This window comes from Achromobacter sp. NCFB-sbj8-Ac1-l (genome assembly GCF_052695805.1).
In genome coordinates, this window is record NZ_CP199812.1 from 2,626,562 (window position 1) to 2,640,735 (window position 14,174).

The window sequence follows — 14,174 nt, forward strand, 5'->3', positions numbered from 1 at the left end:
CATATCGACTCTCCCACGGAAGCGATATGGGTCCAGCGAATCGGGATGTCGTTTTTTGAGGGATATATGTCATTCAAGACATAGCGAATACGGTGCACCATAGACACGGGGCGACGCGGTGCCTCTGCCTCATGCGTGGCCTGGCCAGCTTTCGACCGCGATGAAAGGGAGTTATGAACCGGATGTCATCCCATGCGCCCCGCGCTTCGCGCGACGTCGCTTTTCTCGTATTTCCCGACTTTCAGATTCAGGATCTGACGGGGCCCTTGGCGGCCTTCGAGGTGGCCGGACGGCTATTGGGCGGGGCCTCGTACCATTGCCAGGTGATCTCGCTCGTCGAAGGGCCCGTTTCAAGTTCGTCCGGCCTGGAAGTGTCGACGCAAAAGGCCGGGTTTTCCGCCTATGACACCTTGATCGTGACGGGCGCAGGCCTGGGCGCATACCCTGATCAGGCGTTGCTCGAAACGTGCGGCTATTTGAAGCACCTGGTGGCCCAAGGCACACGTCGCGTCGCCAGCGTATGTACTGGCGCCTTTATTCTGGCGGCGAGCGGTCTGTTGGATGGCCGATGTGCCACGACGCATTGGCAATATGCCACCCGTCTTCAGCGGGAGTACCCGCGGGTGAAGGTGGATGGCGATCGGATCTTCACGAAAGAGGGCGGCATCTGGACATCCGCCGGCGTCACCACGGGAATCGACATGGCGTTGGCCATGATCGAAGAGGATTTCGGCACGGCGTTGTCCCATGCGGTGGCGCAGATGCTGGTGGTCTACCATCGTCGGCCCGGCGGACAGTCCCAATTTTCGGCCATTGCGGATATGGAGCCCGAGTCGGATCGAATCCGCAATGTGCTTACCTATATGCGTGAACACCTCGACCAGGCATTGTCGACGGAGCTGCTGGCTTCCATCGCCTGCTTGAGCCCGCGACAGTTCGGGCGCGCATTTCTTGCCGAAACGGGGGAGACGCCAGCCAAGGCTGTAGAGCGTCTGAGAGTCGAGGTGGCCAGGCAGCGCGTCGAGCGGGGCGCGGAACCCATTGAATTGATAGCGCAGAACATTGGCTTTGCTGATCCGGAACGGATGCGCAGGGCGTTCATTCGCATTCTCGGCCATCCGCCGCAGAGCATCCGGCGCATGGCGGCCCGGGACGCGTCTTCGTCCGTTCCCGGGCGGCAAGCCCGTGTGAACCAGCCGTTGGACAGGTCCCGCAGGCTGGACGCTGGCGTCTCGCAGGGCTAGGATAGGCGCAGCGTTTCGGCAGGCTCGGCAACGCTCGCGGTCTCCATGCGCATAAATGCGTCCCCAATTAAAATATTTATATTAAATATGGGGACACATTATGGTTATGGATAAAATGGCGCAACTTTGTCAGGAGAGCATGTTCATGTCTCAAATTCCCACCCATGCCTTGCCGTCTTATCTGAATGCCGACGATCTCGGCCCCTGGGGTAATTACCTGCAACAAGTCGATCGGGTCACCCCGTACCTCGGCTCGCTGGCTCGCTGGGTCGAGACCCTGAAGCGCCCGAAGCGTTCGCTGATCGTCGATGTGCCGATCGAGCTGGACAACGGCAGCGTGGCCCACTTCGAAGGCTACCGCGTGCAGCACAACACCTCGCGCGGCCCCGGCAAGGGCGGCGTGCGCTTCCACCAGGACGTCACCCTGTCGGAAGTGATGGCGCTGGCCGCGTGGATGTCGGTCAAGAACGCCGCGGTGAACCTGCCCTACGGCGGCGCCAAGGGCGGCATCCGCGTCGACCCGCGCAAGCTGTCGCAGTCCGAACTCGAGCGCATGACGCGCCGCTACACCTCGGAAATCGGGGTCATCATCGGACCCTCCAAGGACATTCCCGCTCCTGACGTGAACACCAACGCCCAGACCATGGCCTGGATGATGGACACGTACTCCATGAACGAAGGCTCCACCGCCACCGGCGTGGTGACCGGCAAGCCGATCGCGCTGGGCGGCAGCCTGGGCCGCGTCGAGGCCACCGGCCGCGGCGTGTTCGTGGTCGGCTGCGAAGCGGCGCGCGACCTGAACATCGACGTGTCCAAGGCACGCGTGGTGGTGCAGGGCTTTGGCAACGTGGGTGGCACCGCCGCCCGCCTGTTCCACGAAGCCGGCGCCAAGGTCATCGCGGCGCAAGACCATACCGGCACGGTGCACAACCCGGCCGGCCTGGACGTGCACAAGCTGCTGTCGCACGTGTCGCAACATGGCGGCGTGGGCGGTTTCTCGGGCGGCCAGGCCCTGGACAAGGACGAATTCTGGACGCTCGAAACCGAATTCCTGATCCCGGCCGCGCTGGAAAGCCAGATCACCATCGACAACGCCGCCAAGGTGCGCGCCAAGATCGTGGTCGAAGGCGCCAACGGCCCGACCACCCCCGAAGCGGACGACATCCTGGCTGAACACGGCGTGTACGTGGTGCCGGACGTGCTGGCCAACGCCGGCGGCGTGACCGTGTCGTACTTCGAGTGGGTGCAGGACTTCTCCAGCTTCTTCTGGAGCGAAGACGAGATCAACCAGCGCCTGGAACGCATCATGCGCGAAGCCTACGCCTCGGTGGCGCAGGTGGCCAAAGAGCACAAGGTGACGCTGCGTACCGCTGCGTTCATCGTGGCTTGCACGCGCATCCTGCAAGCCCGCCAGGTGCGCGGCCTGTACCCGTAAGGTCTTCTTGCGCCGGGCCCGGGCCCGGCGCTGGAGGAGCAGTGAGGAAGACAAGCACGCCGCCCCGCAAGGGGCGGTTTGCATTGGTGCGAAGGTCGCCGGCCCGCCGTGACGAGGGCGCCGTTCATCGGGGGCGGCAATCCCGGCGACGGCCGCCCTGGTGGCGCCCGCGTCAGGACTTGGGCAGCAGTTCCGGCTTGAGGATGCCGCGCAGGTCGGCGTAGGGAATGCTCAGCTCGGGTTCGCCGTGGGAGTAGGGCGCGATGGAGTAGGCGTCGTACTTGACCACGATGCCATCGCGCGTGAGCGCGAAGTTGTCGCTTTCCTGGAACGGCCACATCTTGTTGTAGGCCGCCGGGTCGCGTTTGGCGTCGGCGTTGCCGGCCAGCCATTTGGCGTGGGCGCGCTGCAGCGCGGCGACGTACTCGCCGCGGCGGCCGGGGATCAGGGCTTCGTCCAGCGCCATGACGCGGCCGCGGCTGCGTTCCCAGTTCAGGTACTGGGTGGCGGGGATGCCGTGCGCGGCGCCCGTCAGGAACTGTTCGGTGTGCAGTTCGATGGACACGATGTCGCCCACGGTGTCCTTGACGCTGGCCTTGAAGTAGGTGGCGTCGCGCGGGCGGGCGGTGGACCAGAAGTACTGGGTGTATTCCGACAGCGTTTCATACGGGCCGCGGCGGTTGGCGTCGGTGCCGGTCATGTAGGCCAGCACGTGGTCGACCAGCGCGGTCAGCTTGGGGAGGCCGGGAAACGCCACGCTGTCGATTTCGATGCGGGGGCAGTCGCCCTTGCAGCCGGGTTTGTCCGACGACCACTTGATGCGTTCGGTGGACAGGTCGCCCACTTTCTCGGGCGTGGCCGAGGCCGACGCCGAGGCCGGCGAGTCCAGCGTGATGTTGGCGGGCGGCGAACTGCCGCAGCCGGCCAGCGCCAACAGGGCGGTGCCCAGGAACAGGGCGCTTAACCCGCCGCGAGGCGTAAAGGGGCGACGCATTGAACTACCTCCAGAAAGACCCGGCCGCGCCTTGCGGCGCGGCCGTCGAACGTAAACCCGGGGGCCGTCAGGGGACGACCGCGGTCCATTCGGGCGTGGAGAACTTTTCGGCGGCCTGGGCCTGGGCGTTCGCCAGCGTGGCGGCGCCCAGCTGGCCCGGCGTCAGGCGGTGCAGCCCGGCGAAGGTATCGACCATGCGCTGGATGATGACTTCGCGCGCCAGCCCGGTCTGGGTGCGCAGCGGGTCGACGCGCTTCTTGGCGCTGGTGGTGCCCTTGTCCGACAGTTTCTCGCGCCCGATGCGCAAGACTTCCACCATTTTATCGGCGTCGATGTCGTAGGACATGGTGACGTGATGCAGCACGGCACCGGCGCGGCGCGCCTGGGCGGCGCCGCCGATCTTGCCGATGTCGGAGGCGATGTCGTTCAGGGGCTGGTACCAGGCCTTGATGCCCAGGCCCTGCAAGGCCTGCAGCACCCAGGCGTCCAGGAAGGCGTAGGACTCCTGGAAGCTCATGCCGTGCACCAGCGCCTGCGGGGCGCTGAGCGAATAGGTGATGCTGTTGCCGGGTTCGATGAACATGGCGCCGCCGCCGCTGACGCGGCGCACGACCTCGATGCCGTGGCGCGCGGCGCCGTCGGGGTCGACTTCGTTCTTGAGCGATTGGAAACGGCCGATCACGACCGCGGGCGCCGACCATTCCCAGATGCGCAGGGTGGGCGGGCGCGTGCCGGCGCCGACTTCGTCGGTGATGACGGCGTCCAGCGCCATGTGCAGCGCGGGCGGCTGCGGCGCTTCGTGGATCAGTTGCCAGTCGTAGTCGTTCCAGTCGGTGCGGGTCATGCCAGGGCCCTCCGCAGCACCACGGCCACGGCCTCGGCCGAAAAGCCGAACATCTCGGTGTTGGCGGGCAGGGCCGACTGCACGGCCACCGCCAGTTCCAGCTCGCCGGCGTCCGCCGGCATGCCGTTCAGGCCGCTGTTGATTGCTTCCAGGGCCTCGGGCGGTTCCAGGAAAAAGTCGCCGCTGATGCGGACGTTGGCCAGGCGGCCGTCCTGGACTTCGAGGTCCGCGACGACCAGCTTGCCGCCGGGGACTTTGTATTCGCCGTGCATGGGGCGCTCCTTAGGTTGGCCTGGGCGCCGGGGGGGCGCTACAGGCTCAGTTTCATGCCGTCGTGGCTGGCCACGAAGCCCAGGCTTTCGTAGAAGCGGCGGGCGTCGGGCCGGGCGCGGTCGGTGGTCAGCTGCACCATGTCGCATCCCTGCGAACGGCACTGCGCGATGGCCCACTCGAACATGATGCGCCCCAGGCCCTGGCCGCGCGAGGACGAGGCGATACGCACGCTTTCGATCTGTCCGCGCCATTGGCCCAGCCGCGACAGGCCGGGTATGAACGATAACTGCAAACAGCCGACCAGGTGCGCATCGCGTTCGACCACCGCGAAGAACTGGTTCGGGTCCTGCTCGATGGCGGTAAAGGCAGAAGTGTAGCGGGGGTTCAGCGGAATGGAGGGATCTTCGCGCTTGGCCCCCAGTTCGTCGTCGGCCAGCATCGCAACGATGGCGGGCAGGTCGGCCAGCGTGGCGCGGCGAAAGTGCAGCGCGGCGCCGCGGTCGGTGGTGTCATCGGTCATGGCAGCGCCCGTTCAACGCACGTGCTGGGCGGTCTGGCCGAACAGGATGCGGCGCGATTCGTCGTCGCTGACCGACGGCGTGGTGTTGATGCGGTCCGCCAGGGCGTAGGCGCGCTGCGTGGCCGGACGTGCGGCAATGGCGTCGAACCAGCGCTTCAGGTGCGGGAAGTCGTTCAGGTCCTGGCCTTGCTTGGCGTGCGGCACGATCCAGGGGTAGGCGGCCATGTCGGCGATGGAATAGTCGCCGGCCACGAATTCGCGGTCGGCCAGGCGCTTGTTCAACACCCCGTACAGGCGGTTGGTTTCCTTGACGTAGCGGTCGATGGCGTAGGGAATGCGTTCGGGGGCATAGCCCGAGAAGTGGTGGTTCTGGCCGGCCATGGGGCCCAGGCCGCCCATCTGCCAGAACAGCCATTGCGACACGTCGGCACGGCCGCGCAGGTCGGCCGGCAGGAAGCGGCCGGTCTTTTCGGCCAGGTACTGCAGGATGGCGCCGGATTCGAACAGCGAGATCGGCGCGCCGCCATCGGCGGGCGCCTGGTCGACGATGGCCGGAATGCGGTTGTTGGGGGCGATGGCCAGGAAGTCGGGCTTGAACTGGTCGCCCTTGCCGATATTGATCGGATGAATCTGGTAAGGCAGGCCGGTTTCTTCCAGGAAGATCGTGATCTTGTGGCCGTTCGGCGTGGTCCAGTAATAGAGATCGATCATGCGGATTCCTTTCTTGTCTTGGCGCCGCCGGGCGGCGGATAGGAAAACCATGATAGCGGCGGGTGGGGCCGGCGTGGACGAATACCCCGAAGCCGGGTGCGGGTTTGTGCGCAGGGGGCCGCGGCTCGGCCCCGCCTGCCGGGGCAGGCCGGGCCCGGGACAGCCTGCCTGGGGATCAGACCGCGCCCGGCTTGGCGCTGCCGGGAAGGCGCCATTGCCAGTTCAGGCTGACCCCGGCCGCCGCCAGGAAGATCAGCGCCACGCCCACGACCTGGGTGGCGTCCATGCGGTGCCCGTACACCACCAGGTCCAGCAGGATGGCCACGGCGGGGTAGATGAAGCTGAGCGCGGCGGTGGACGTGGTCGGCAGCTTCTGGATGGCCGAATACATCAGGATGTACATCAGGCAGGTGTGGATCACCCCCAGCGCCACCAGGTAACCCCATTGCAGCGGCGCGGCGGGCAGGGCGTTGAAGTCGGCCATGGGCAGCAGCATCACGGCGCCCAGCGTCACCTGCACCAGCGCCAGCACCTGTGGCGGGATGCCCTTCAGGCGCTTGACGATCACGGCGGTGACGCCATAGAGCGCCGCCGCGCCCAGGCCCAGCAGCAGGCCCGACAGGTAGGCCGCGCCGCCCGCGCCGGCCGTGTCGGTCAGGCGCAGTACCAGCAGCAATCCGGCAAAGGCCACCACCGACCAGGCCAGCTTGCCGCGGCTGGGGCGTTCGCCCAGGAACAGGGCGCCCAGGCCGATCAGGAAAAATGGCTGTACGTTGTAGACGGCGGTGGCCAGCGAGATCGAGGCCAGCCGGTAGGCCGAAAACAGCAGCACCCAGTTCAGCACCAGCGCCGCGCCCGCCGCCAGCGCCAGGCCCAGCGTGCGGGCCGTGAACAGCCCCGGCTTGAGCAGGCCGCGGGCCCAGCAATACAGGAACAGCGACAGGGCGCCGAAGACGCAGCGAAAGAACACGACGTTCCAGGCGCTTTGGCCGGATTCCAGGACGAACACGCCAAGCGTGCCCGACAGGGTCATGGCGGCGGCCATTTGCGCCAGGCCGAGGCGGTCGGAGGACGGGGACATGGGGAGGCTCCAGGGGCCTTGTGGGCCAGGGATTCGATGGAGAAATTATCCCAGGCCGATCGTCCGAGCTATATGATGTTGCTACGGCAGTTTTGTTTTTGAACCTTCATTTAGGTGGAATTTATGCAAAACGACCTAAAGAATGAAAGCCCGGTGCTGGATGGTATCGACCGTCGCCTGGTCGAGACCCTGACGGCCAACGCGCGCACCACCACGGCCGACCTGGCGCGCCAGGTCGGCATGTCCGCGCCCAGCGTGGCCGATCGCCTGCGGCGCCTGGAAGAATCTGGGGTGATCCGCGCCTACACGCTGGACGTCGATCCGGTGGCGCTGGGCTACACGCTGGAGGCGATCGTGCGGATCCGCCCGCTGCCCGGACAGTTGCGCCGGGTCGAGGGCCTGATCCAGGAGATTCCGGACTTCGTCGAATGCGACAAGGTCACGGGCGACGACTGCTTCATCGCGCGGCTGGTGCTGCGGTCGATCACGCACCTGGACGGCATCCTGGAACGCGTGACCGAATTCGCCGAAACCAACACCGCCATCGTCAAGTCGCACACGGTGCGCCGGCGCTTGCCGCCGCTGCGTTGAGGCGGGCCGTTGGCCGGGGCCGGCCAACCCGGGCCGGCGCTTTCTGCCTGCCATGCCGCGGCAGGGCGGCGCTCAACAGGCGTTACACGGCCGGCGCCGCCAGTGCGCGCACGATGTCGTCCTTCAAACCTGCGGGCGTATCGGTGGGGGCGTAGCGCTTGATGACCTGGCCGTCGCGGCCCACCAGGAACTTGGTGAAGTTCCACTTGATGCCCTCGGTGCCGAACACGCCGGGCTTTTCGCCTTTCAGCCAGCGGTACAGCGGGTGGGCATCGGCGCCGTTGACGTCGATCTTGGCGAACAGCGGGAAGGTGATGTCGTACTGGGTCGAGCAGAAATTCTGGATCTCGGCTTCGTCGCCGGGTTCCTGGTGGCCGAACTGGTCGCACGGAAAACCCAGCACGGTCAGGCCGTCATCGCGCAGGGCGCGGTACAGCTCTTCCAGCCCCGAGTATTGCGGCGTGAAGCCGCACTTGGAGGCCACGTTCACCACCAGCAGCACACGGCCGCGGTAGGCGTCCAGCGGTTGGTCGGCGCCGTGGATGTCGCGGGCCGAGAAATCGTAGATCGTGCTCATGGTGGGCTCCTGGGGTGTCGACGCCGCCGGGTGATCAGGCGTCGGAACGGGACGAGGCCAGTTCGCTGGCTTGCCGCGGCTGCGCCGTCCCGGCATGGCGTCCATAGTAGCGCGTGCCCCACAAGGTCAGCAGCAGCACGCTGGCGGCTAGGGCGGCCGACATCCAGGGCAGGTCGGTCAGCGGCAGGCCGTGGCCCAGCGCCAGGCTGCCCAGCCACGCGCCGCCCGCGTTGCCCAGGTTGAAGGCGCCCTGGTTCAGCGTCGACGCCAGGTTGGGCGCATCGGCCGCCTGGTCCACGATCAGGGTCTGCAGCAGCGGCACCACGGCAAAGCCCAGCGTGCCCCAGATGAACGTCATCACCAGCATCGGCGCCAGGGCGTGGATGGCCTGGCTGAGCGCCAGGAACACCAGCACCAGCCCCAGGAAAATGCGGCGCAGCGAGACTTCCAGGTTGCGGTCGCCCAGCTTGCCGCCCAGGGTGCTGCCCACCGTCAGGGCCACGCCGAACAGCAGCAGCACGCCGGTCACGCCGCGTTCGGACACGCCGGTGATGTCGCGCAGGATCGGCGCGATGTAGGTCAGTACGCAGAACAGCGAGGCCGACGCCAGCACGCTGGCCGCCAGCGGCCACAGCACGCGGATGTCGCGCAGCACCTTGAATTCACGCAGGATGTTGCCCGGCTGCATCGGGATGCGGCCCGGCAGCCACGCCGCCAGCGCCGCCACCGCGGCCAGGCCGATGCCGCTGACCACCCAGAAGGTGGAACGCCAGCCGGCCACCTGGCCCAGCGCGGTGCCCAGCGGCACGCCCAGCACATTGGCCAGCGTCAGGCCGGTGAACATCAGGGCGATGGCGCTGGACCGCTGGTTGCGCGGTACCAGGTCCGCCGCCACCACGGCGCCGATGCCGAAGAAGGCGCCGTGGCAGAAGGCGGTGAACACGCGCGCCGCCATCAGCAGCCCGTAGTTGGGCGCCAGCGCGCACAGCAGGTTGCCCAGCACGAAGGTGCTGGCCAGGCCGATCAGCGTGGCCTTGCGCGGCAGCTTGGCGGTGATGATGGCCATGATGGGCGCGCCGATCACCACGCCCATGGCGTAGCCGGTGATGAGCAGGCCGGCGATGTCGATGGTCACATCGAGGTCGGCGGCGACGTTGGGCAACAGGCCCATGATGACGAATTCGCTGGTGCCGATGCCGAAAGCGGCGGCGGCCAGCGCGAGGAGATGCAGGGGCATGGAAAACCGGAAAGGGGATGGCCGGGGCGCGGCATGCGGCGCGGGCGGCAAGGGGAACAAGTCCGTGATTTTAGGGCAGCCGGGCACGCGGGCCCGGGCAATGACCCGCCAATGATAGGGGCAAGGCCTTACAGGAAGGTGTCGGCGCACGCGCAGGAGCCATCCCGCAAGTGGGTCACACCAGCTTCAGATCCAGCGGCGCGATGCCGGGGAATATCTGCGCCAGGCGGGCCTTGTCCAGGCCGTACAGGCGCGAGAACAGGCCGGCGAACAGGGCGCGGTATTCGTTCAGGACGGGGTAGTCGCGGTCCTGGAACAGCGTGTTCTGCGCGACCTTGACCTGGCGGCCGGCGATGCGGCCGCCTTGTACGTTGCCGCCCAGCACCCAGTAGACCGTGCCGTGGCCGTGGTCGGTGCCCTTGTTGCCGTTTTCGCGGAAGGTGCGGCCGAATTCGCTGATGACCACCACTGTGGCCTGCTTCCAGGCCGGGCCCATGGCATCGGCGTAGGCGGCCAGCGCGCGGCCCAACTGGCCCAGCCGGTTGGCCAGCACGCCGGTGGCTGCGCCCTGGCCCACGTGGGTGTCCCAGCCGCCCACGTCGACAAAGCCCAGGTGGTAGCGGTCGCGCATGAAGCGGCCGATGCGGCGGGCTTCCTGTTCGAGCTTGCCGGCCGAGACGGCGTTGCCGTTGGCGGCCTGCATTTCCGCGTCGAGCTCTTCGCGCGCTGCGCCCATGATGCGCTGGCCCTCGGTGACCGAGGCGTCCAGGTCGGTGTGGCGGTACATGGACGCGATGACGCGGTTGTCGTTGTCGCTCAGGCGCGACTTGCGGCTGGCGCCGCCCAGGTCGATGTTGGGGACGCGTTCGTTGCCGCGGAAGATCTGCGGCACCTCCGACGTGAAGGCGGCCGACTGCGTGCCGCCGCTGCTCAGCGCGGCGGCCAGGCGGTTCAGGAAGCCCGAGCGAAAATCGCCGCCCTTGGCGCGGGCCGCGCCTTGGCCCAGTTCGATGCTGTTCTGCGTTTCGAAGTGGCTGCGGCTGAGGTCATCGGTGCCGGCGAAGGGCACGAAGGCCAGTTGCCGCTTCTGGTAGAACGGCATCAGGCTGTCGGCCAGCGCGGGATGCAGGGCCCAGCCGTCGGCCAGGGGCAGGGCGGCGTCCGCGCCGCTGCCGGGGCGGGCGATGGCGATGGACGGGCGCGATTCGTAATAGAAGTCGCTGCTGGCGGGCACCAGCAGGCTGGCTGCGTCGTAGGCGCCGCGCATGAAGACGACCAGCAGCTTGTTGCCGGCGGCGGCGGGGGCGGCGTAGAGGCGGCTGGCGCCGAAGGCCAGCGGCGCCGAGGCCATCAATTGCAGGATGCGGCGGCGATGCATGTCGGGACTCCTCGCGCCGCGGGTCAGCGGCGCATGAATTCGGGCGAGGCCAACAGGTAGGTGTTGGCGTCCTTGGGATTCTTGGCCTGGGCGATGGCCTGGCGGGTGGCGGGCGACAGGTGCGCGAACAGGCCATCGGCGCTGTGCTCGCGCAACAGGTCGGGCATGCGCGGCAGGTCCACCGGCCCCTTGTCGTCGCCTTCGCGATAGAAGGCCTGCGGCCCGGCGGCGATGGCGCGCGCCACTTCGAAGCGCGCGGTCATCTGGCCCGAACCGGCCCAGTCCGACTGCGCTTGCGGATAGCCATCGGGCGTCAGGCGCTGGTTCAGCGGCTGGCCCAATTGCCGCAGCAGGCCCATGCCGGGCCGCGTGTTGACGATGGGCGGCAGGTCGGCGTAAGCCAGGCGCAGCGCGGAATAGACGTAGTGCACCGGGTCCTTGAACACGCCGGTCTTGAGCGACCGCGCGAACTCGGGCGAGGTGAACAGCGTCTGCAACGTGGCGGCGATGTCGCCGTCCTGCGCCTGGAAGGTCTTGGCCATCCTGTCGATGACCGAGGCCGGTGGCGCGTCGCCCAGGAAGTAGACGGCCAGCTTGGTGCTGACAAAGCGCGCGGTGGCGGGGTGGCGCGCCAAGAGGTCGACGGCCTGGTCCACTTCGGCCATGCCGGCGCCGCGGATGGTGTGGCCCAGGAAGGTCTTGTCGCCGTAGTCGTGGCGCGCGGGGTTGAAGATGAAGAGCCCGTCTCGCACCAGTTGGCCGCGCAGTTCGGGCCGCAGGTTGGGCGTGCCTTGCGCATTGCGGATGCCCAAGCCGGTGAGGATGCGCGCCAGTTCCTGCACGTCGGCCTGGGTGTAGCCGCCCTTGACGCCCAGCGTGTGCAGCTCCATCAATTCACGGGCGTAGTTCTCGTTGATGTGGCCGGCGGCGTTCTGGGTGTTGTCCAGGTACACCAGCATGGCTGGCGAGCGCAGCGTGGCCGCCAGCAGGTCGCGGAACCTGCCCAGCGCATGCGGGCGGATGGCGCGTTCTTCGTACTGGTCGATGTAGGTGCCGATGTCGTTCTTGTCGGCATACACATTGAAGTGGTTCATCCAGAACCACGTCATCTGTTCCTGCAGCTGGTTGGGTGAATACAGGGCGCGGTAGAAGGCGCGGGTGGCGGTGTCGTCGGCACGTTGGCGCGCAATCGCGCGTGCGTCGCGCTGGGCGTCCTGCTTGGGGCCGGGGGCGGCGTCCTTGGCGTCCTGGCGGATCGCGCGCTGTTCGGCCAGGGCATCGTCGGCGCTTTGGCGCGAGATCGACAGCGCGTCGATGCGCTGTTGCACCGCGGGCGGCAGGCGGGCGTGCGGGTCGGGGTGCAATTGCGCTTGCAGGTAGCGCGCCGCGCCCAGTTCGCGCAGCCGCGCCAGGTCGGCGGGCGTGGCGCCCCAGGTGATGCGGTTGAGCAGGGCGGCGTCCTGCGCGGGGGCGTCGCGGGTGCTGGCGGGCGCGGGGTCCGCAGTGGCCGGCGCGGGGCCGGACGGGGCCGCCTGGACCGCCAGCGGCAGCAGCAGCGCCAGGGGCGCCAGACGGCGCCACAGCGGGCGCATGGGCAGGCGCAAATGCAGGAATAGACGCGGCGGGCGCCAATGCGGCAGTCGCAACGACGTCAGTCGACAATACGGCGCGTGCCAAAACGAGGAGCGCAAATACGGCATCAAGCGGGCACCTCTCTGGTGATCGATCAGGCCTGTCGTCAGCAGGTGTTCAGGTCCGGCGCACAACGTGCCGGCCCTTGGGCTGTGACAGGATATTCGCACCGGCATTCCCTTGCGCACGCCGCTTGAAACGCACGGAAACCGATCGTTTTGCCGGCCCGGTGCTATCCCTGCGCGCCGCGGGGCCATTGCTGCCGGCGTGGGCGGGCCGTCCTATCATGTGCCATCGCAGTCAGCGCATGCGGCGCAAAGGAGGCCGGTGATGCGGGAAATGATCGACCGATTGGAAGGAATGTTGGCCAAGGGCACGGACAACATGTTGTTGCGATTCTCGCTGGGCAAGGCCTATGCCGAACAGGACTGCTTTCGCGAAGCTGAGACGCACCTGCGCGCCTCGCTGGCATTCGATCCAGCGTATTCGGTGGCCTGGAAATGGCTGGGCAAGGCCTGCCTGGGCCTGGGCGACAAAGCCGGTGCGCGAGCCGCCTGGGAATCCGGCCTGCAAGCCGCGCAGGCGCGCGGCGACAAGCAGGTCGAAAAGGAACTGCTGGTGTTCATGAAGCGGCTGGACAAGGATGCGGCGGCCACGCAGCAGTGATGGCGTCACTACGCCCATCGCGTGCCCGCACAGGGCGAGTGGCCCCGGCGGCGCGTCAAGCCGTGTCGATGTCGCTGGCGGTGGCGACCAGCCATTGCTTCAGGGCCTGTAGCGCCGCCGCGGCCCCGGCGGGCGTGGCGCGCGGCTCGATCAGGCCATACTCGGACCCATCGGGCGCAAAGCCCAGGGGCGCGACCAGCCGCCCGGTGCGCAGATCGTCCAGCGCCAGGATGCGCGGGCTGAGCGCCACGCCCAGGCCGGCCGCGGCGGCTTCCACCATCAGGAAATGATGATCCAGGTGCCGCGTGCTGCGCGGCGCCGGGTGCGCCGACGCCTGCGCCAGCCAGTCGTCCCAGGCCTGCGGCCGGGTGCGTGAGGCCAGCGCCACGTAATGGCCTGATAGAAAGTCCGCCACCAGCGTGGGGGCCATGACCGGGCCCATGCTTTCGGGCATCAGCCGCGTGACCGTCCATTCAGGGCGCACCGGGAAATCCAGCCGCCGCAGCGCCAGCGTGACCGAGTCGCGCGCAAAATCCAGCGCGCCGCCGCCCACCGACAGATGCAGGTCGATGTCGGGATGCCGGTCCTGGAAGGCCGACAGCCGCGGAATCAGCCAGCGCATGGCCACCGAACGTTCGCATGACAGCACCACGGGCCGCCTGGCGCCGCGGTCTTGCAGGGTGTCGATCGTGCCGTTGACCAGCGCCAGGGCGCGGTGCATGGACGAGGCCAGCAACTGGCCGGCGGCGGTGATGCGCAGGCCGCGGCCGGCGGGCTCGACCAGCACCAGGCCCAGGTCGTCGGCCAGCTTGGCCACGCGCCGGCTGACGGCGCCATGCGTCAGCGACAGTTCATCGGCGGCGGCGCGCATCGAGCCCAGGCGGGCCACGGCTTCGAAGGCGCGCAGGTCGTTCAGGGATGGGCGGCGGGTCATTGGTGAGTTTTTATCACGAATAAACGTCAGAAATCATGGATATTCCTGGCGCGTGAT

General features: G+C 67.7%; 15 protein-coding genes. 4 read left to right on the top strand and 11 right to left on the bottom strand.

Going from position 1 to position 14,174, the window contains the following annotated elements; all coding sequences use genetic code 11:
- Window positions 1-173 precede the first annotated feature (173 nt).
- Both ACUDP5_RS12110 and ACUDP5_RS12115 read left to right on the top strand, forming a co-directional pair.
- Complete coding sequence (locus tag ACUDP5_RS12110) at window positions 174-1,244, top strand: GlxA family transcriptional regulator (protein WP_263912547.1); 1,071 nt, start codon at window positions 174-176, stop codon at window positions 1,242-1,244.
- A gap of 145 nt (window positions 1,245-1,389) precedes the next feature.
- On the top strand, window positions 1,390-2,679 hold the full coding sequence (locus tag ACUDP5_RS12115) for a Glu/Leu/Phe/Val family dehydrogenase (RefSeq protein ID WP_263912548.1): 1,290 nt from the start codon (window positions 1,390-1,392) through the stop codon (window positions 2,677-2,679).
- A gap of 172 nt (window positions 2,680-2,851) precedes the next feature.
- On the opposite strand, the gene ACUDP5_RS12120 is transcribed toward ACUDP5_RS12115, so the two are convergent.
- From ACUDP5_RS12120 to ACUDP5_RS12145, 6 genes are all read right to left on the bottom strand, one after another.
- Entirely contained in the window at window positions 2,852-3,673 is an 822-nt protein-coding gene (locus ACUDP5_RS12120) for an RsiV family protein (RefSeq protein WP_263912549.1), read from the bottom strand.
- Between the two features lie 67 nt (window positions 3,674-3,740).
- The gene (locus tag ACUDP5_RS12125) at window positions 3,741-4,517 is read right to left on the bottom strand and encodes a lipoate--protein ligase family protein (protein ID WP_445658848.1); all 777 of its coding nucleotides are present in this window, start codon (window positions 4,515-4,517) and stop codon (window positions 3,741-3,743) included.
- Window positions 4,514-4,789 (bottom strand): lipoate protein ligase C-terminal domain-containing protein, encoded by a 276-nt coding sequence (locus ACUDP5_RS12130; protein WP_263912551.1) that lies wholly within the window; start codon window positions 4,787-4,789, stop codon window positions 4,514-4,516. Before ACUDP5_RS12130 ends, ACUDP5_RS12125 begins: the two co-directional genes overlap by 4 nt.
- 38 nt (window positions 4,790-4,827) lie before the next feature.
- Window positions 4,828-5,310 carry a GNAT family N-acetyltransferase gene (locus ACUDP5_RS12135; protein ID WP_263912552.1) on the bottom strand — a complete coding sequence of 161 codons (483 nt, stop codon included), beginning with the start codon at window positions 5,308-5,310 and terminating at the stop codon, window positions 4,828-4,830.
- 12 nt (window positions 5,311-5,322) lie between these two features.
- A complete protein-coding gene (locus ACUDP5_RS12140; RefSeq protein ID WP_263912553.1) occupies window positions 5,323-6,021 on the bottom strand; it encodes a glutathione S-transferase N-terminal domain-containing protein in 699 nt (232 codons plus the stop codon).
- Between the two features lie 175 nt (window positions 6,022-6,196).
- Window positions 6,197-7,102, bottom strand: coding sequence for a DMT family transporter (locus ACUDP5_RS12145; protein WP_445658849.1), 906 nt, complete (start codon window positions 7,100-7,102; stop codon window positions 6,197-6,199).
- Window positions 7,103-7,225: 123 nt separating this feature from the next.
- Here ACUDP5_RS12145 and ACUDP5_RS12150 point away from each other — a divergent pair, with 123 nt between their 5' ends.
- Window positions 7,226-7,693 (top strand): Lrp/AsnC family transcriptional regulator, encoded by a 468-nt coding sequence (locus tag ACUDP5_RS12150; RefSeq protein ID WP_175194257.1) that lies wholly within the window; start codon window positions 7,226-7,228, stop codon window positions 7,691-7,693.
- A gap of 82 nt (window positions 7,694-7,775) precedes the next feature.
- Here ACUDP5_RS12150 and ACUDP5_RS12155 read toward each other — a convergent pair whose 3' ends face one another.
- The 4 genes from ACUDP5_RS12155 to ACUDP5_RS12170 all read right to left on the bottom strand — a co-directional run bounded on the left by ACUDP5_RS12155 (window position 7,776) and on the right by ACUDP5_RS12170 (window position 12,477).
- Entirely contained in the window at window positions 7,776-8,270 is a 495-nt protein-coding gene (locus ACUDP5_RS12155) for a glutathione peroxidase (RefSeq protein WP_263912555.1), read from the bottom strand.
- Window positions 8,271-8,304: 34 nt separating this feature from the next.
- Window positions 8,305-9,507 (bottom strand): MFS transporter, encoded by a 1,203-nt coding sequence (locus ACUDP5_RS12160; protein WP_263912556.1) that lies wholly within the window; start codon window positions 9,505-9,507, stop codon window positions 8,305-8,307.
- Window positions 9,508-9,682: 175 nt separating this feature from the next.
- On the bottom strand, window positions 9,683-10,885 hold the full coding sequence (locus ACUDP5_RS12165; protein ID WP_445658850.1) for a DUF1501 domain-containing protein: 1,203 nt from the start codon (window positions 10,883-10,885) through the stop codon (window positions 9,683-9,685).
- A gap of 23 nt (window positions 10,886-10,908) precedes the next feature.
- A complete protein-coding gene (locus ACUDP5_RS12170) occupies window positions 10,909-12,477 on the bottom strand; it encodes a DUF1800 domain-containing protein (RefSeq protein WP_263912558.1) in 1,569 nt (522 codons plus the stop codon).
- A 370-nt stretch (window positions 12,478-12,847) separates the two neighbouring features.
- Between ACUDP5_RS12170 and ACUDP5_RS12175 the strand changes: the two genes are divergently transcribed.
- Window positions 12,848-13,183: a hypothetical protein gene (locus ACUDP5_RS12175; protein WP_263912559.1), complete on the top strand. Its 336-nt coding sequence runs from the start codon at window positions 12,848-12,850 to the stop codon at window positions 13,181-13,183.
- Between the two features lie 55 nt (window positions 13,184-13,238).
- Here ACUDP5_RS12175 and ACUDP5_RS12180 read toward each other — a convergent pair whose 3' ends face one another.
- Window positions 13,239-14,117 carry a LysR substrate-binding domain-containing protein gene (locus tag ACUDP5_RS12180; RefSeq protein ID WP_445658851.1) on the bottom strand — a complete coding sequence of 293 codons (879 nt, stop codon included), beginning with the start codon at window positions 14,115-14,117 and terminating at the stop codon, window positions 13,239-13,241.
- Between the last annotated feature and the right edge of the window lie 57 nt (window positions 14,118-14,174).